Raw genomic sequence first — 16,803 nt, 5'->3', positions numbered from 1 at the left:
GCTTCGAATTCAGCCCCCACAAGGGACGAACCCATGCTAGTACTGGGATTGGAAACATCCTGCGACGAAACTGGCGTCGCATTATACGACAGCGAGCGCGGTTTGTTGGCCGACGCGCTGTTCAGCCAGATCGACCTGCACCGCGTGTTCGGCGGTGTGGTGCCAGAGCTTGCCTCGCGTGACCACGTCAAGCGCATGCTGCCGCTCATCCGCCAGGTGCTGGACGAGGCCGGCTGCGTCGCCACCGAGATCGACGCCATCGCCTACACCGCGGGCCCGGGCCTGGTCGGTGCATTGCTGGTGGGGGCCTCCTGCGCCCAGGCGCTGGCCTTTGCCTGGGACATCCCGGCGATTGGCGTGCACCACATGGAGGGCCACCTGCTGGCGCCCATGCTGGAAGAAAACCCGCCGCAGTTTCCGTTCGTCGCTTTGTTGGTTTCCGGTGGCCATACCCAGCTGGTGCGGGTCGATGGCATCGGCCAATACGAGCTGCTGGGCGAGAGCCTGGACGACGCCGCCGGCGAAGCGTTCGACAAGACGGCCAAGCTGATCGGCCTGAACTACCCCGGTGGCCCGGAAATCGCCCGCCTGGCCGAGCGCGGCGTGCCTGGCCGCTTCGTGTTCCCGCGGCCGATGACCGACCGCCCGGGCCTGGAGTTCAGCTTCAGCGGCCTGAAAACCTTTGCCCTGAACACCTGGCAGCAGTGCCGCGATGCCGGCGACGACAGTGAGCAAACCCGTTGCGACCTGTCCCTGGCATTCCAGCAGGCGGTGGTGGAAACTTTGACCATCAAGTGCAAGCGGGCGCTCAAGCAGACCGGCCTCAAGCGCCTGGTGATTGCCGGTGGTGTCAGCGCCAACAAGGCCCTGCGCGCGTCCCTCGAGGACATGCTCGGCAGCATCAAGGGCAACGTGTACTACGCGCGCCCGCAGTTCTGCACCGACAACGGCGCGATGATCGCCTACGCTGGCTGCCAGCGGTTGTTGGCCGGGCAGCAGCAGGACCTGGCAATCAGCGTGCAGGCACGCTGGCCGATGGAGCAGCTGCCGCCGGTTTAAGCGTCAGAAGTGCCGTTCGCGCCCGGCAAACAGGTCGCGCAGGTTGCTGCGGTGGCGCCACACGATCATCGCCGTCAGCACGGTGATTGGCAGCAGGGCCTCGGGCTCGCGCCAGGCCAGCAATGGCAAGGTCAGTGGTGTGGCGATCAGCGCCGCCAGCGAGCTGGTGCGGGTAAGGTAGAAGGTCAGCAGCCAGGCGCCGATGGCCAGCAGTGCGGCCGGGAAGTAAAGGGCCATGAGCATGCCGGCGGCGGTCGCCACGCCCTTGCCGCCCTGGAAGCGGAAGTACAGCGGGAACAGGTGGCCCAGCACCGCGCACACGCCGACCCAGGCCTGTGCGTGCAGGTCCAGCCCGGCAAGGCGGGCGAGCAATACTGGCAACAGGCCCTTGCACAGGTCGCCAAGCAGGGTCAGGATCGCCAGTTTGCGGCCTGCCAGGCGTAGCATGTTGGTGGCGCCGGCATTGCCTGAGCCGCTGGAACGCGGGTCCGGGCTGCCCGTGAGGCGGCTGAGGACGATGGCGAAGGACAGCGAGCCGAGCAGGTAGGCGAGCAACGCCAGTAACCAAAACATGCTAACTATTCCGGGCGAGGACGCCCTGATTCTAACGGCGCCAGTCGCCCTTGTCGTGCTGTGGAGAGAAGTGCTTGGACAGAGTGTTCATCGAAGGCCTGGAAGTCGATACCGTCATCGGTGCCTATGACTGGGAGCGGGATATTCGCCAGTGCTTGCGCCTGGACCTGAGCTTTGCCTGGGACAACCGCCCGGCAGCGGCCGGTGACGACCTGAACCTGGCCCTGGACTATGCCAGCGTGTCGGCGCGCATCCAGGCGTTTGCCGAACAGGCCCGTTTCGAGTTGGTGGAAACCTTCGCCGAGCGCCTGGTGGCGGCATTGATGGAAGAGTTCCACATCCCGTGGGTGCGGTTGAAACTGACCAAGCCGGGTGCGGTGCCTGCGGCCCGTGGTGGTGTTGGCGTGGAGATCGAGCGCGGATGTCTCTGAGCACGGTTTACCTTGGCCTTGGCAGCAACATCGAGCGCGAGGCGCACTTGTGCGCCGGGCTCGATGCGTTGGCCGGCATCCTGACCGATATACGCTGTTCGCCGGCGTTCGAAAGCCAGGCGGTGGGGATCAAGAGCGGGCCGTTCATCAACTTCGTGGTGACCGGGCAGACTGCGTTGCCGTTGATCGAACTGGACCGCCGGCTGAAGTTCATCGAGGCCGACAACGGCCGCTATGCGCCGGACCGCAAAGGGCTGCCGCTGGATATCGACGTGCTGATGTATGACGATTTGCACGGCACGTTCGATGGGCTGGTGTTGCCTCGGGCCGAGATCCTGAAGAATGCCTTCGTCCTGTGGCCGCTGTCGCTGCTGGCGCCGGAGCTGGTGCATCCGGGGGTAGGCAAGACGATGGCGCAGTTGTGGCAGGAGGCGCGGATCGATCAGGTGTTGGCGCCGGTTGCCTTTGAGTGGCGTGGGTTGCAGCTGACTCCGGCATAAGCCTGTCCCGGCCCTTTCGCGGCTAAAGCCGCTCCCACAGGGATCGCATGATGCCAAATGTTGTGCGATCCCTGTGGGAGCGGCTTTAGCCGCGAAGGGGCCGGTATGCTCAACCGAGCTTGTAAGCCTCGAGGGCTTTCAGCCGCTCACCTTTGAGCGCTTCGCCCAAGGCCTGGCCAGTCAGCCCTGCCTGCACCAACGGCTTCACATCCACCGCCCGCGCCGCCGCCGCTGCCCCGCGCAGGTAATCGGCCTGTGGATAACCCGATTTGCCCTCGCCCAGCGCGGTCATCTCGCAAGCGATCAGGAAGTCCTCGAACCGCTGCGGTCGCCGGTACACATCGAACTTCTGCAACAACTCCAGCAATGCCGTGGCAGGCAGCTCCAGCGCCTGGTTGCCTTGCGCCAGGCACTCACCCGTCAGAAACGCCAGCTCCTGGCACTCTCGCGGCGCCTTGAGGCGCTGGTTGACGGCTTTGATCGCGGCTGGGGCCAGCGCCCGCAACAAGCAGGCCCAGCGTACATGCAGGGGCTGTTCGTGCAATGCCGCCTGTTCCAGCGCTGCCAGGGCCTGGGGAGCGTCATCAAGCTCAGGCAACAGCTGCTGCAGGGCGCCACAAGCATGCAACACCTGGAAGAACACCTGCGGCTGCGCCTCCATCAGCGCTCGCTCGATTTCCTTCCAGCTGCGCTCGGCAGTCAGCGCCTGCAATTCGCCAGAGGCGCTGATCTGGCGCATCAGCTCAAGTGTCTCATCGGCAACCCGGAAACCCAGCGGTGCATAACGGGCAGCAAAGCGCGCTACGCGCAGCACGCGCAAGGGATCTTCGGCGAATGCCGGGGAAACATGGCGTAAAAGGCGCTGATCTAGATCGTCCTGGCCATGATAAGGGTCGTACACCGTACCCGCCTCGTCCTCGGCCATCGCATTGATGGTCAGGTCACGGCGGATCAAGTCCTCTTCCAGGGTTACATCGGGGCTGGCGTGGAAGGTGAACCCGCCATAGCCACGCCCGCTCTTGCGTTCGGTGCGCGCCAAGGCGTATTCCTCGCCGGTTTTCGGGTGCAGGAACACCGGGAAATCAGCGCCGACCGGTCGAAAGCCCTTGGCGTGCATTTCCTCGACCGTGGCGCCGACCACCAGCCAGTCGATATCGCTGACAGGGCGGCCGAGCAAGCGGTCGCGCACGGCGCCGCCGACTTTGTAGATGTGCATGTGCAACTCTCCATAACTGCCGACAGGATACCCTGTCGGCAGTCGTGGCGTGGCACTAGAGGTGGTGGATGACAGCCAGGTCCATGCGGCCGTAGTCGCCGTTTTCGCCGTGTTCGCCGCGTGGTGGCATGTGGTGGGTCTTCATTACCTGCTCGCCCTGTACGGTCTCCAGATGGATGTCGAAGCCCCACAGGCGGTGCAGGTGCTTGAGCACTTCATCGGTCGAGTCGCCCAGCGGTTTGCGGTTGTGTTGCTGGTGGCGCAAGGTCAGCGAGCGGTCGCCGCGGCGGTCGACGCTCCAGATCTGCACGTTCGGTTCGCGGTTGCCCAGGTTGTACTGCGCCGCCAGCAGTTCGCGAATGGTCCGGTAGCCAGCCTCGTCGTGGATGGCAGGTACATACAGGTCGTCGCGCTGGTCGTCATCTAGGATGCTGAACAGCTTGAGATCGCGCATGACCTTGGGCGAAAGATACTGCAGGATGAAGCTCTCGTCCTTGAAGCTGCTCATGGCGAACTTGATGGTAGAAAGCCAGTCACTGCCGGCAATGTCGGGGAACCAGCGGCGATCTTCCTCGGTCGGGTTTTCGCACATGCGGCGGATGTCGGTGTACATCGCAAAGCCCAGTGCGTAGGGGTTGATGCCGTTGTAGTAGGGGCTGTCGAAGCCGGGCTGGAACACCACGCTGGTGTGCGACTGCAGGAACTCCATCATGAAGCCTTCGGTGATCAGCCCTTCGTCGTACAGGTCGTTCATCAGCGTGTAGTGCCAGAACGTCGCCCAGCCCTCGTTCATCACCTGGGTCTGACGTTGCGGGTAGAAATACTGGGCGATCTTGCGCACGATGCGCACCACCTCGCGCTGCCAGGGTTCCAGCAACGGGGCGTTCTTCTCGATGAAATACAGGATGTTTTCCTGCGGTTCGGCGGGGAAGCGCGCATCATCGCGATCGTTGCCCTTGTCGGCGCTTTTCGGAATGGTCCGCCACAGGTCATTGATCTGCCGCTGCAGGTGCTCCTCGCGCTCCTTCTGCCGGCGCCGCTCCTCTTCGGCGGAAATCGGGTAAGGCCGCTTGTAACGGTCGACGCCATAGTTCATCAGGGCATGGCAGGAGTCGATAAGGTCTTCCACGGCATCGATGCCATGGCGCTCTTCGCACTGGGCGATGTACTGCTTGGCGAACACCAGGTAGTCGATGATCGAGCTGGCGTCGGTCCAGGTGCGGAACAGGTAGTTGCCCTTGAAGAAGCTGTTATGGCCGTAGCAGGCATGGGCGATCACCAGTGCCTGCATGCACATGGTGTTTTCTTCCATCAGGTAGGCGATGCACGGGTCGGAGTTGATCACGATCTCGTAGGCCAGGCCCATCTGGCCGCGGCTGTAGGACTTTTCCGTGCTGAGGAACTGCTTGCCGTAGGACCAGTGGTGATAACCCAGCGGCATGCCGACCGAGGCATAGGCGTCCATCATCTGCTCGGCGGTAATCACCTCGATCTGGTTGGGGTAGGTGTCCAGGGCGTAACGCTCGGCCAGGCGGCTGATTTCCCGGTCGTAGGTCTGGATCAGTTCGAACGTCCACTCGGACCCGGTGGAAATGGGTTGGCGTCTCTGTGCTCTGGCGGTCATGTGGCTAACCTGCGCTGGAAGAGTTCACGGAAGACCGGGTAGATGTCGCCGGCCGATACCAACTGCTGCTGGGCGAACGTGTCGGGGAAGGCTTCGCCGATGCGCTCGTATTCGTACCACAGCGCCTGGTGCTCTCGCGGGGTGATTTCAACGTAAGTGTAGTACTGCACATGCGGCATGATCTGCTTGGCCAGGATGTCGCGGCAGATCGGCGAGTCGTCGTTCCAGTTGTCGCCGTCGGAGGCCTGGGCGGCGTAGATGTTCCAGTCGCTGGCCGGGTAGCGTTCGGCCATGACCTCCTGCATCAGCTTGAGTGCGCTGGAAACGATGGTGCCGCCGGTTTCCCGCGAATAGAAGAATTCTTCCTCGTCGACCTCACGAGCGCTGGTGTGGTGGCGGATGAAGACCACTTCGATGCGCTCGTAGTTACGCTTGAGGAACAGGTACAGCAGGATGAAGAAGCGCTTGGCGATGTCCTTGGTGGCCTGGGTCATCGAGCCGGACACGTCCATCAGGCAGAACATCACCGCCTTGGAGCTGGGGTTGGGCTGCTTGACCAGCAGGTTGTACTTGAGGTCGAAGGTGTCGAGGAAGGGCAGGCGGTTGATGCGTGCCTTCAGGCGTTCGATCTCATGTTCGACTTCCTGGATATCGGTGAAGTTGTCTGGTTCCTCGACCTTCAGGCGGGCGAGTTCCTTCTGTGCTTCGCGCAGCAGGGCGCGGCTGCTGCCGGTCAGGGCGATGCGCCGGGCATGGGCCGAACGCAGGGTGCGCACGATGTTGATGCGTGACGGGTTGCCTTCGTTGGCGATACCGGCGCGCACGGTCTTGAAGGTGTCGGCCCCGGTCAGGTGACGTTTGACCAGGTTGGGCAGTTCGAGGTCCTCGAACATGAACTCGAGGAATTCTTCCTGGGTGATCTGGAAGACGAAGTCGTCCATGCCCTCGCCGGAGTTGCCGGCCTTGCCACGGCCGCTGCCACCACCGCCGCCGCCTTGCGGCCTGGGGATGTGTTCACCGGCGGTGAACTCCTTGTTGCCTGGGTGCACGATGGTCTGTTTGCCCCCGCGACCATGGTGCAGCACCGGTTCGTCGATGTCGCGCCCCGGAATGCTGATCTGCTCGCCATGTTCCATGTCCATGATGGAACGGCGGCTCACCGCCTCTTCGACGGCTTTCTTGATGTGCTCGCGGTACCGCCGCAAGAAGCGCTGGCGGTTCACCGTGCTCTTGTTCTTGCCGTTCAGGCGTCGATCTATAACGTAGCTCATGGTCCCTCCGGTAGCTGGGAACAGCTGCACGCTTCAAGCTACGAGCCGCTTCACGTAAAGGCAGCAAAGCAGCTGCCGCCGCCCAAGGCTGGTGTAGCAGCCTTGGGCGCGCGGTGGGTAGCTTGTCGCTTTATTGCGATTTCCTGACCCGCAGGTACCATTCCGACAGCAGACGAACCTGTTTGTCGGTATAACCACGCTCCACCATGCGCGTGACGAAGTCGTTGTGTTTCTGTTGGTCCTCCTTGCTGGCCTTGGCGTTGAAGCTGATGACCGGCAGCAGGTCCTCGGTGTTGGAGAACATTTTCTTCTCGATCACCACCCGCAGCTTTTCGTAGCTCAGCCAGCTCGGGTTCTTGCCATTGTTGTTGGCTCGGGCACGCAGCACGAAGTTGACGATTTCGTTGCGGAAATCTTTCGGGTTGCTGATGCCGGCCGGCTTCTCGATCTTCTCCAGTTCTTCGTTGAGGGCGATACGGTTGAGGATTTCGCCGGTTTCCGGGTCGCGGTATTCCTGGTCCTGGATCCAGAAGTCGGCGTACAGCACGTAGCGGTCGAAGATGTTCTGGCCGTATTCGCTGTAGGACTCCAGGTAGGCGGTCTGGATTTCCTTGCCGATGAACTCGATGTAGCGCGGGGCCAGGTACTCCTTCAGGTAGCGCAGGTAGCGTTCGCGCACTTCGGCAGGGAACTGTTCCTGCTCGATCTGCTGTTCCAGCACATACAGCAGGTGCACCGGGTTTGCGGCCACCTCATGCGGGTCGAAGTTGAACACCTTGGAGAGGATCTTGAAGGCAAAGCGGGTCGACAGGCCGTTCATGCCTTCGTCGACGCCGGCGGCGTCCCGGTATTCCTGGATCGACTTGGCCTTCGGATCGGTGTCCTTGAGGTTTTCTCCATCGTACACCCGCATCTTCGAGTAGATGTTGGAGTTTTCCGGCTCTTTCAGGCGCGACAGCACGGTGAACTGGGCGAGCATCTTCAGCGTGTCGGGTGCGCAGTGGGCCTTGGCCAGCGAACTGTTGATCAGCAGCTTGTCGTAGATCTTGATTTCGTCGCTGACGCGCAGGCAGTACGGCACCTTGACGATGTAGATCCGGTCGATGAACGCCTCGTTGTTCTTGTTGTTGCGGAAGGTATGCCATTCCGATTCGTTGGAGTGGGCCAGCAAAATCCCGGAGTAGGGGATGGCGCCGAGGCCTTCGGTACTGTTGTAGTTGCCTTCCTGGGTGGCGGTGAGCAACGGGTGCAGGACCTTGATCGGGGCCTTGAACATCTCGACGAATTCCATCAGGCCCTGGTTGGCCCGGCACAGCGCGCCCGAATAGGCGTAGGCGTCAGCGTCGTTCTGCGGGAATTCCTCGAGCTTGCGGATATCCACCTTGCCGACCAGGGCCGAGATGTCCTGGTTGTTCTCGTCGCCGGGTTCGGTCTTGGCGATGGCGATCTGGTTGAGGATCGACGGGTACAGCTTGACTACCTTGAACTTGCTGATGTCGCCGCCGAACTCCTGCAGGCGCTTGGTGGCCCAGGGCGACATGATGGTGTTCAGGTAGCGCCGCGGGATGCCGAACTCTTCCTCGAGAATGGCCCCGTCTTCGGTGGCGTTGAACAGCCCCAGGGGCGACTCGAATACCGGCGAGCCCTTGATGGCGTAGAACGGTACCTTTTCCATCAGCTGCTTGAGTTTTTCGGCAAGCGACGATTTACCACCGCCAACCGGGCCCAGCAGATAGAGGATCTGTTTCTTTTCTTCCAGGCCTTGGGCGGCGTGGCGGAAGTAGGACACGATCTGGTCGATGCACTCTTCCATGCCATGGAAGTCGGCAAAGGCCGGATAGCGGCGGATAACCTTGTTGGAGAAGATTCGCGACAGTCTGGAGTTGGTTGAGGTGTCGATCAGCTCCGGCTCACCGATGGCCAGCAACAGCCGTTCGGCCGCCGATGCGTAGGCACTGCGATCCTCTTTGCACAGCTCGAGGTACTCCTGCAGCGAGAGTTCTTCCTGGCGCGTTGACTCGAAACGTTGTTGGAAGTGGCTAAAAATACTCATGACGTCACCTCGCTCGATACGTGGAGACGACGCCGGATCAGTCAGCTGATGCTGGCATGCAACCGGGTCCGCCGGCTGCTGTATACCCCCCAGAACACCCTGTAACGCTACCGATGACCCGCACGCCGGTGTACCGGCTCTCCCCTTTTTCTGGATGGCCTGCGCTTAAGAATAGTTGGTTATCCGCAAGGTCAAGGGCGAGGGGCGGAGAAGTTGCGAACGACCGTTCGTCAGATAAGCCGCAAGCCCGCACGGGGCGCGGGCTGCAGTAAAAATGAAAAAATTATTCGGCAGTGCCCTGGGCGGTCTCGGCCGGGTAGGTGGCGCGCCACAGCTCAAAGCCGCCGTCCACGCTGTACACGTCGGAGAAGCCCTGGTTCACCAGGTAGGCGGCAGCGCTCTGGCTGGAATTGCCGTGGTAGCACACCACCAAGGTCGGGGCATCGAGGTCGGCATTGCGGATGAACTCGGCGACCGAATGGTTATCCAGATGCCTGGCGCCGGTGATGTGGCCGGCGGCAAAGGCCTGCGGGTCGCGAATGTCGACGACTACCGCACCTTGCGCGCGCAGGGCCAGGGCCTGTTCGGGAGGGATGCGCTTGAATTCGCTCATGGGTACGGCTTCCTTCAGGGTTGATCGTTCAGTGTAGGCGTTTGGGTGGGGAGGCGTAAGTTGCCGTCGTCGCTGCAGTCACAGCGGTGGTATTCGCCGCTGTCGACGTTGTACAGGGTCATGGCGCCGCCCCACACGCAACCGGTGTCCAGGGCGATGATGCCGGGCTCGTTCACCTGCCCCTGCAGGGCGGCCCAGTGGCCGAAGATGATCTTTACATGGCGTGAGCGGCGGTCCTTGTGCGCGTACCAGGGCTTGTAGCCTTTGGGCGCGGTATCCAGGCCTTCCTTGCTCTTGAAGTCGAGCTTGCCCTCGGGGGTGCAGAAGCGCATGCGCGTGAGGCAGTTGGTGATGACCCGCAGGCGTTCGATGCCGCTGAGGTTCTTGTTCCACTTGTTCGGCTCGTTGCCGTACATGCCGTCCAGGTACAGCTTCAGGCGCTCATCGTCGCGCAGCACTTCCTCGACCTCGGCGGCCAGCGCCAGGGCTTTGCCCAAGGTCCATTGCGGCGGAATGCCGGCGTGTACCAGGGCGATGCCACGGGGCTCGTCGTAATGCAGCAGCTTTTGCTGGCGCAGCCAGTCGAACAGCTGGTCAGCGTCCGGCGCTTCGATGATCTCGCGCAGGGTGTCGCTTTTCTTCAGGCGTTCGACGTTGTGCCAGGCGGCCAGCAGGTGCAGGTCATGGTTGCCCAGCACGCACACCAGCGACTGGCGGATGGAATAAAGGAAGCGCAGGGTTTCCAGTGACTCGGGGCCGCGGTTGACCAGGTCGCCGACCAGCCACAGGCGGTCGACGGCGGGGTTGAAGTTGACCCGTTCGAGCAGGCATTTGAGTGGCTGCAGGCAGCCCTGCAGGTCACCGACGGCGTAGGTAGCCATCAGTGCAGCGCTCCGGGCACCGCCAGGCGGAAGGGGGCGATCTCGGCATCGAAGCGTTTGCCGTCCTCGGCGAACATCTGGTAGCTGCCCTGCATGGTGCCCACGCGGGTGCTGATGACCGCGCCGCTGCTGTAGGTGTGGCTCTGGCCTGGGTCGATATCGGGCTGTTGGCCAACGACACCGGCACCGCGCACTTCCTCGACCTCGCCGTCACCGTTGGTGATCAGCCAGTGACGAGACAGCAGCTTGGCCTTGAGCGAGCCATTGTTCTGCACGGTAATGGTGTAGGCGAAAGCGAAGCGACTGTTTTCGGGGTCGGATTGTTCTTTGAGGTAGCGGGTCACGACGCTGACGTCGATCTGATAGCGGGGGTCGGACATGCAAGGGCCTTGGGCGAGCTGACGCAATAATGCAGTCTAGGCCATTGAGAGGGGGGAGGGCCAGCGGTGCAGGGGCTTGAGGTCTTTGTTGCCAGTACCGGCCCTTTCGCGGGTAAACCCGCTCCCACAGGGATCACACAGATTTCAAGGGTTGTGCAATTCCTGTGGGAGCGGGTTTACCCGCGAAAGGGCCGATACAGGCGATATCAGGCTTGCTGATCGGCCAACTGGTCAGCCAGGCGCACGAAGGCGGCCAGGTCCAGCTGTTCGGGGCGCAGGCTGCCGTCCACGCCAGCCGCTTCGATGGCCGCGCTGTCGAGCAGGCCTTTCATGGTGTTGCGCAGGGTCTTGCGGCGCTGGTTGAAGGCTTCGCGTACCACCTGCTCCAGCAGCTTTGCATCCTTGGCCGGGTACGGCAGCACTTCGTGCGGCACCAGGCGGACGATGGCCGAGTCCACTTTCGGTGGTGGGTTGAAGGCGCCAGGGCCAACGTTGAACAGATGTTCGACCCGGCAGTGGTACTGCACCATGATCGACAAACGCCCCCAGTCACCACCGCCGGGGCCGGCGGCCATGCGCTCGACCACTTCCTTCTGCAGCATGAAATGCATGTCGCGGATCAGCCCGGCATGGCTGAGCAGGTGGAAGATCAGTGGGGTGGAGATGTTGTAGGGCAGGTTGCCCACTACCTTGAGGCTGCGCGCTGGCACGCCCAGCTGGTTGAAGTCGAACTTCAGGGCGTCGCCCTGGTGCAGGCGGAAATTGCTGCGGCCGGCGAACTTGTGCTGCAGGATCGGCACCAGGTCCTTGTCCAGTTCCACCACGTCCAGCTGTGCGCCGCTACCCAGCAGGCCTTCGGTCAGGGCGCCCTGGCCCGGGCCGATTTCCAGCAGATGTTCGCCAGCCTTGGCGTTGATGGCACGCAGGATGCGGTCGATGATGCCGGCGTCATGCAGGAAGTTCTGGCCGAAGCGCTTGCGCGCCCGGTGTTGGTATTGCTCGTTCATGGTCGGTTCTCGGCCATCTGGTAGGCGGTTTCCAGCGCGACGCGCAGGCTGCCGGTGTCGACCTTGCCAGTGCCGGCCAGGTCCAGGGCGGTGCCGTGGTCGACCGACGTGCGGATGATCGGCAGGCCCAGGGTCACGTTGACCGCAGCACCGAAGCCTTTGTACTTGAGTACGGGCAGGCCCTGGTCGTGGTACATCGCCAGCACTGCATCGCAGTGCTCCAGATATTTGGGGGTAAACAGGGTATCGGCCGGCAGCGGCCCGCGCAGGTCCATGCCTTCGGTGCGCAGGCGGGCCAGGGTCGGCTCGATGATGTCGATTTCCTCGCGGCCCAGGTGGCCGCCCTCACCCGCGTGCGGGTTGAGGCCGCACACCAGGATGCGCGGGTTGGCAATGCCGAACTTGTCGCGCATGTCGGCATGCAGGATACGGGTTACACGCTCGACGCGCTCGGCAGTGATGGCGTCGGCAATGTCGCGCAGCGGCAGGTGCGTGGTCACCAGGGCCACGCGCAGGCCCCGGGTAGCCAGCATCATCACCACTTGCGCGGTGTGGGTGAGTTCGGCGAGGAATTCGGTATGCCCGGAGAAGGCGATACCGCTTTCGTTGATCACGCCCTTGTGCACAGGGGCGGTGATCATCCCGGCGAAATGCCCGTCCAGGCAGCCTTGCCCGGCTCGGGTCAGGGTATCCAGCACGAACGCCGCATTGGCCTTGTCGAGCTGGCCCGGCACTACCGGGGCTGCCAGGGGGGTATCCCAGACGTACAGGCTACCCGCTGGCGCCGGCTGCTCGGGCCATTGGCCCGGTGCTACCGGCAGCAGGTTGACGGCCAGCCCCAGCTGCGTGGCCCGCTCGGCGAGCAGGTCACGGCTGGTGATGGCGATCAGGGGGTGGGGCTGGGCGTCTGCGGCGAGCAGCAGGCACAGGTCGGGGCCTATGCCGGCCGGCTCGCCGGGGGTGACGGCGAAGCGCAGGGGCTTCACTGGGTGGCCTGGTCAGCGCCAGGCAGCTTGATTTCAACGTAGGCCTCGTCGCGGATCTGGCGCAGCCAGGTCTGCAGCTCTTCGTCGTACTTGCGGTTGCGCAGAACGTTCATGGCCTGCTGTTCCCGAGCCTGCTCGGTGCTGTCGGTAGCGCGGCGGCCGAGCACTTCCAGGACATGCCAGCCGTACTGGGTCTTGAACGGACGGGTGACTTCGCCCTGGGCGGCGTTGGCCATCTGCTCGCGGAACTCCGGTACCAGGCTGTTCGGGTCAACCCAGTTGAGGTCGCCGCCGTTGAGCGCCGAACCCGGGTCTTCCGAGAAGCTCTTCGCCAGTTCGCCGAAGTCTTCGCCGTTCTTGATGCGATCGTACAGGCGCTCGGCCAGTTGCTCGGTGGCCGCATCGCTGCGGATTTCGCTTGGCTTGATCAGGATGTGGCGCACATGCACTTCGTCACGCAGCACGTTCTCGCTGCCACCGCGCTTCTCCTCGAGCTTGAGGATGATGAAGCCGTTGGGGATGCGAATGGGCTGGGTGATGTCGCCCACCGCCATGCTGCTGAGCATCTTGGCGAAGTCTGGCGGCAGCTGGCCGGCTTTACGCCAGCCCATCTCGCCGCCTTCCAGGGCGTTCTCGCTGGCGGAGCGGGCAATGGCCATCTGGCCGAAGTCCGCGCCCTGCTTGAGCTGCTGGTACACATCGCCAACCTGGCGCGCGGCGGCCTGGATGGCCTCCGAGTTGGCTGCTTCCGGGGTCGGGATCAGGATGTTGGCCAGGCGGTACTCTTCCGACATCTGCATCTTGCCAAGGTCGGAGTTGAGGAAGTTCTTCACTTCCTGCTCGGACACCTGGATACGCTCGGCCACGCGGCGCTGGCGTACACGGCTGATGATCATCTCGCGCTTGACCTGTTCGCGGGCGTCGTCGAATGACATGCCGTCACGGGCCAGGGCGGCGTGGAACTGCTCCAGCGACATGCCGTTGCGCTGGGCAATGGTGCCCATGGCCTGGTTCAGTTCCTCGTCGGTGATGCGGATGCCGGAGCGCTCGCCGATCTGCAGCTGCAGGTTCTCGACGATCAGGCGCTCCAGTACCTGCTGGTCCAGCGCGCCGGCAGGCGGCATGCCGCCGCCGCGCTTGGCGATGGTTTGCTGGACCTCGCGGACACGCTGGTCCAGCTGGCTTTGCATGACCACGTCGTTGTCGACGATGGCCACCACGCGATCAAGAGGTTGTACCGCGGCATGCACCGCGCCACTCAGCAATGCAACGCCCAGCAACGCTGGGCGCAGTCGATCAATAAGCTTGGTCTTCACGTTCACGGTAACCTTGAATGCCTTGGTCGAGGAAAGATTCGACCTTGTTGCCGACTACACCACCGAGGCCTTTCAGGACGATCTGAAGGAAGATGCCGTGGTCGCCCTTTTCGTTTGCCGGGAGGGCTTGGCTGAAGTCGTCGTAATCGATCCAGTAGCGGTTGATCAGGCGCAGCTTCCAGCAGCAGTTGTCGTACTCGAAACCACCCATGGCTTCCAGGGTGCGGTTGCGGTTGTAGTCATGCTGCCAGCGAGCGATGACGCTCCACTGCGGGACGATCGGCCAGATGACCGAGAAGTCATGCTGCTGGATCTTGTAGTAGTCCTTGATGTAGTTCTCGCTGCCTGGGACGCCGTAGTCACCACCGCCCACTTTCCAGGTACCGGTCGTGGAGTCGTAGGAGATGGTGTCGTTACGGTAGCGATAACCGAGGTTGACCACTTTGTTCGGGTTGTCTTCAGGCTGGTAGTGGAACATCGCGCTGCCCGAGCGGGTGCTGCGGCTGTCCGGGTCCCAGTTGAAGTCCGAATTGAAGCGCCAGTCGCGGTTGAAGTAGTAGTTGTAGACCAAAGCGTATGGCGACACATCGGACTGCGAGTCGCTGCGGGTACGATAATCGATACCAGGGAGCTGAACTTTGCGGTCCTTGAAATAGAAGGCCTGACCGATGCTGAAGTTCTGGCGTTCGAAACCGTTTTCTTCGATCCAGCGGGTGGTCACGCCCAGCGACAGCTTGTTCTCGTCACCGATGCGGTCGGTCCCGCTGAAGCGGTTGTCGCGGAACAGCGAGTCATAGCTGAACAGGGTTTCACCCGAGTCGAACAGCGGAATGTCTTTCTGGTCCTCGTACGGTACGTAGAGGTAGTACATGCGCGGTTCGAGGGTCTGCTTGTAATTGGTGCCGAACAACGACGTATTACGGTCGAAGTAGAGCCCGCTGTCCACGCTGAAGATCGGAATGTCGCGGTTCAGCGAACTGTTATAGCTGCCGTACGCAGGGTTGGCCGACTGTGCGATAGCCTGGGTTTTACCCTGGCTGTCCAGATCCAGATCGTAGTGGGTATACGCATACTTCAGCTTGGGTGTCAGGAAGCCGTAGCTGGATTCCATCGGCAGGCTGATAGATGGTGCAACGTTGAAACGGTTGCCGTTGGCGCGAGCGATGCCGGAAACGTTCTGATCCAGTCGGCGACCGCCAAGCACTGCTCCTGTGACTGGGTCCCTGACGACGCCTGCAGTTGTGTCTGGCAGGCCGTCTTCGTTGAAGACCAGGTCGTTTTTCAGGTCACGATCAAAGCGAACGGCTTCAGTTTCATAGCTAAGGTTCAGCCCGCCCGGCTCATACGGCAGCTTACCGTTGAAGGTAATCTGCGGCAGGCGATCATACGGCGTGATCTTCGAGATGGTCGCCATCTCGTAGGCGTGCACATTCAACCGCGCGGTGTAGTTGTCACCACGGTAGGTCAGTGCACCCTGCTGGTTCAGCAAGTCCTGGGTTTCAACACCGATCTGGTCGGATTCCAGGTCCTGGAAGTAGAACGGGTCGCTGATGTCGGTGTAGTCCACCTCGGCCATCAGGCGCTCGTCCAGCCCGCCCTTGTGCTGCCAGTTGACCATCCAGCGCTGCTCTTTGTAGTCAGTCTGGTCTTTGCGGTCGTCGTTCTTGTCGTTGAGGTACGCGCCACCGAACTGGCCTTCGCTGGAAGGCGTCAGGTAGCGGAACTCGCCTTCCATCAGCAGGCCGCGCTTGGTCATGTAACGCGGGTACAACGTGGCGTCGTAGTTCGGCGCCAGGTTGAAGTAGTACGGCGTGACCAGCATGAAGCCGGTGTCGCTGGTGCTGCTGAACGATGGCGGCAGGAAACCGGACTGGCGACGGTCGTCGATCGGGAAGTAGATGTACGGTGTGTAGAACACCGGGAAATCCTTGACCCGCAGCGTAACGTTGGTCGCGGTACCGAAACCGGTGGCCGGGTTCAGGGTGATGTTGTTGCCCTTCAGCTGCCAGGCGTTGCTGCCCGGTTCGCAGGTGGTGTACGTACCGTCCTTGAGACGGATGATGGCGTTTTCGCCACGCTTGGCGTACAGGGCACTGCCGCGGATGTGCGACTTGTGCATCACGTATTCGGCGTTGTCGACCTGGGCTTCGCCCGTGTCGAGCTGGATCTGTGCCTCGTCACCGACTACCAGCGAACCGTTGTCACGGATCTTGACGTTGCCCTTGAGCTCGCCACGGTTTTCGGTCTGGTAGAGGTTGGCCTCGTCGGCTTCGGCCTGCATGCTGCCCTGGCGCATCACCACGTCACCGGCGAGGGTAGCGATCTGCTGCTCTTGCTGGTACTTGGACACCTTGGCGTTGATGTAGGTCGGCGACTCGTCCTTCGGCGTGGTGTCGGCCATGCCTGGACGGGTTGGCTCGATGTACGCGCCACCGCAGTACGGGCCGGTTTCGGCCAGTTGCGCGGCGGTGAGCTTTTCACGCGGAACCCAGTCCAGGTGGCTGTAGTCTTCGCTGCGCGACTTCAGGGCGCGGCCCTTGGCTTCGGTGACCAGCACCGGCCGGTCCGCCGTTTCGCCTTCGCTCGCGGCTTCGGTGCCGGTGCTGACGGCAGCACCCTCGTGCACCGGGCGCGGCGGCAGGTTGTTGACTGGGGTCTTGGGCTTGCAGTCCCAACCACCGGAGGCGGACACTTGGCAGTCGAACTGTTCGGCTGCCACCACGTAAGACGTGGCCAGAGGTTGCAGGGCCAGCAGACCGCCGGTTACCAGCAACGGAAACTTTCTACGAAACGCGGGGGATTTCAATGCCATCTTATTAGTCCGGGCTTCCTGCGTGCCATCTGCCCGCGTGTGGGGCCGCACGCCTCTCGATGGTCTGAAAAAGATGCTGGA

At 62.4% G+C, this 16,803-nt stretch carries 15 protein-coding genes; 3 read left to right on the top strand and 12 right to left on the bottom strand.

All coding sequences use genetic code 11. The features are described from left to right. The first annotated feature begins 33 nt into the window (after positions 1–33). A complete protein-coding gene (tsaD, locus tag M2S36_RS09760; RefSeq protein ID WP_063914574.1) occupies positions 34–1,059 on the top strand; it encodes a tRNA (adenosine(37)-N6)-threonylcarbamoyltransferase complex transferase subunit TsaD in 1,026 nt (341 codons plus the stop codon). Between the two features lie 3 nt (positions 1,060–1,062). On the opposite strand, the gene plsY is transcribed toward tsaD, so the two are convergent. After that, a complete protein-coding gene (gene plsY, locus M2S36_RS09755; protein WP_063914575.1) occupies positions 1,063–1,632 on the bottom strand; it encodes a glycerol-3-phosphate 1-O-acyltransferase PlsY in 570 nt (189 codons plus the stop codon). 74 nt (positions 1,633–1,706) lie between these two features. On the opposite strand from plsY, the gene folB reads away from it, so the two are divergent. Next, positions 1,707–2,063 (top strand): dihydroneopterin aldolase, encoded by a 357-nt coding sequence (gene folB / locus M2S36_RS09750; RefSeq protein ID WP_009682799.1) that lies wholly within the window; start codon positions 1,707–1,709, stop codon positions 2,061–2,063. Further along, positions 2,054–2,563, top strand: a complete 510-nt coding sequence (gene folK, locus M2S36_RS09745; protein WP_207834159.1) for a 2-amino-4-hydroxy-6-hydroxymethyldihydropteridine diphosphokinase — start codon at positions 2,054–2,056, stop codon at positions 2,561–2,563. The genes folB and folK overlap by 10 nt, the downstream gene beginning before the upstream one ends. Positions 2,564–2,672: 109 nt before the next feature. Here folK and M2S36_RS09740 read toward each other — a convergent pair whose 3' ends face one another. The 11 genes from M2S36_RS09740 to M2S36_RS09690 all read right to left on the bottom strand — a co-directional run bounded on the left by M2S36_RS09740 (position 2,673) and on the right by M2S36_RS09690 (position 16,722). Continuing rightward, on the bottom strand, positions 2,673–3,779 hold the full coding sequence (locus tag M2S36_RS09740; RefSeq protein ID WP_333957082.1) for a multifunctional CCA addition/repair protein: 1,107 nt from the start codon (positions 3,777–3,779) through the stop codon (positions 2,673–2,675). A gap of 55 nt (positions 3,780–3,834) precedes the next feature. Further along, positions 3,835–5,403: a SpoVR family protein gene (locus M2S36_RS09735; protein ID WP_063914578.1), complete on the bottom strand. Its 1,569-nt coding sequence runs from the start codon at positions 5,401–5,403 to the stop codon at positions 3,835–3,837. Continuing rightward, positions 5,400–6,674 (bottom strand): YeaH/YhbH family protein, encoded by a 1,275-nt coding sequence (locus M2S36_RS09730; protein ID WP_046614422.1) that lies wholly within the window; start codon positions 6,672–6,674, stop codon positions 5,400–5,402. The genes M2S36_RS09735 and M2S36_RS09730 overlap by 4 nt, the downstream gene beginning before the upstream one ends. Before the next feature lie 130 nt (positions 6,675–6,804). Further along, positions 6,805–8,727 carry a PrkA family serine protein kinase gene (locus M2S36_RS09725; RefSeq protein WP_015268718.1) on the bottom strand — a complete coding sequence of 641 codons (1,923 nt, stop codon included), beginning with the start codon at positions 8,725–8,727 and terminating at the stop codon, positions 6,805–6,807. 283 nt (positions 8,728–9,010) lie between these two features. After that, positions 9,011–9,340: a thiosulfate sulfurtransferase GlpE gene (gene glpE / locus M2S36_RS09720; RefSeq protein WP_063914579.1), complete on the bottom strand. Its 330-nt coding sequence runs from the start codon at positions 9,338–9,340 to the stop codon at positions 9,011–9,013. 14 nt (positions 9,341–9,354) lie between these two features. After that, on the bottom strand, positions 9,355–10,221 hold the full coding sequence (locus M2S36_RS09715; RefSeq protein WP_207834176.1) for a symmetrical bis(5'-nucleosyl)-tetraphosphatase: 867 nt from the start codon (positions 10,219–10,221) through the stop codon (positions 9,355–9,357). Then, positions 10,221–10,601, bottom strand: coding sequence for a Co2+/Mg2+ efflux protein ApaG (apaG, locus tag M2S36_RS09710; RefSeq protein WP_207834185.1), 381 nt, complete (start codon positions 10,599–10,601; stop codon positions 10,221–10,223). The genes M2S36_RS09715 and apaG overlap by 1 nt, the downstream gene beginning before the upstream one ends. A gap of 206 nt (positions 10,602–10,807) precedes the next feature. After that, entirely contained in the window at positions 10,808–11,608 is an 801-nt protein-coding gene (gene rsmA, locus M2S36_RS09705; RefSeq protein ID WP_196179102.1) for a 16S rRNA (adenine(1518)-N(6)/adenine(1519)-N(6))-dimethyltransferase RsmA, read from the bottom strand. Next, complete coding sequence (pdxA, locus tag M2S36_RS09700) at positions 11,605–12,594, bottom strand: 4-hydroxythreonine-4-phosphate dehydrogenase PdxA (protein ID WP_063914581.1); 990 nt, start codon at positions 12,592–12,594, stop codon at positions 11,605–11,607. The genes rsmA and pdxA overlap by 4 nt, the downstream gene beginning before the upstream one ends. Continuing rightward, on the bottom strand, positions 12,591–13,910 hold the full coding sequence (locus M2S36_RS09695; protein ID WP_207834189.1) for a peptidylprolyl isomerase: 1,320 nt from the start codon (positions 13,908–13,910) through the stop codon (positions 12,591–12,593). Before M2S36_RS09695 ends, pdxA begins: the two co-directional genes overlap by 4 nt. Next, on the bottom strand, positions 13,891–16,722 hold the full coding sequence (locus M2S36_RS09690; protein ID WP_241106188.1) for an LPS-assembly protein LptD: 2,832 nt from the start codon (positions 16,720–16,722) through the stop codon (positions 13,891–13,893). The genes M2S36_RS09695 and M2S36_RS09690 overlap by 20 nt, the downstream gene beginning before the upstream one ends. Between the last annotated feature and the right edge of the window lie 81 nt (positions 16,723–16,803).

Source organism: Pseudomonas sp. SF2, from assembly GCF_036858055.1.
Taxonomy (GTDB): Bacteria; Pseudomonadota; Gammaproteobacteria; order Pseudomonadales; family Pseudomonadaceae; genus Aquipseudomonas.
The sequence above is the reverse complement of the archived record's forward strand: the minus strand, read 5'-3'. Positions and strand labels throughout refer to the sequence as shown.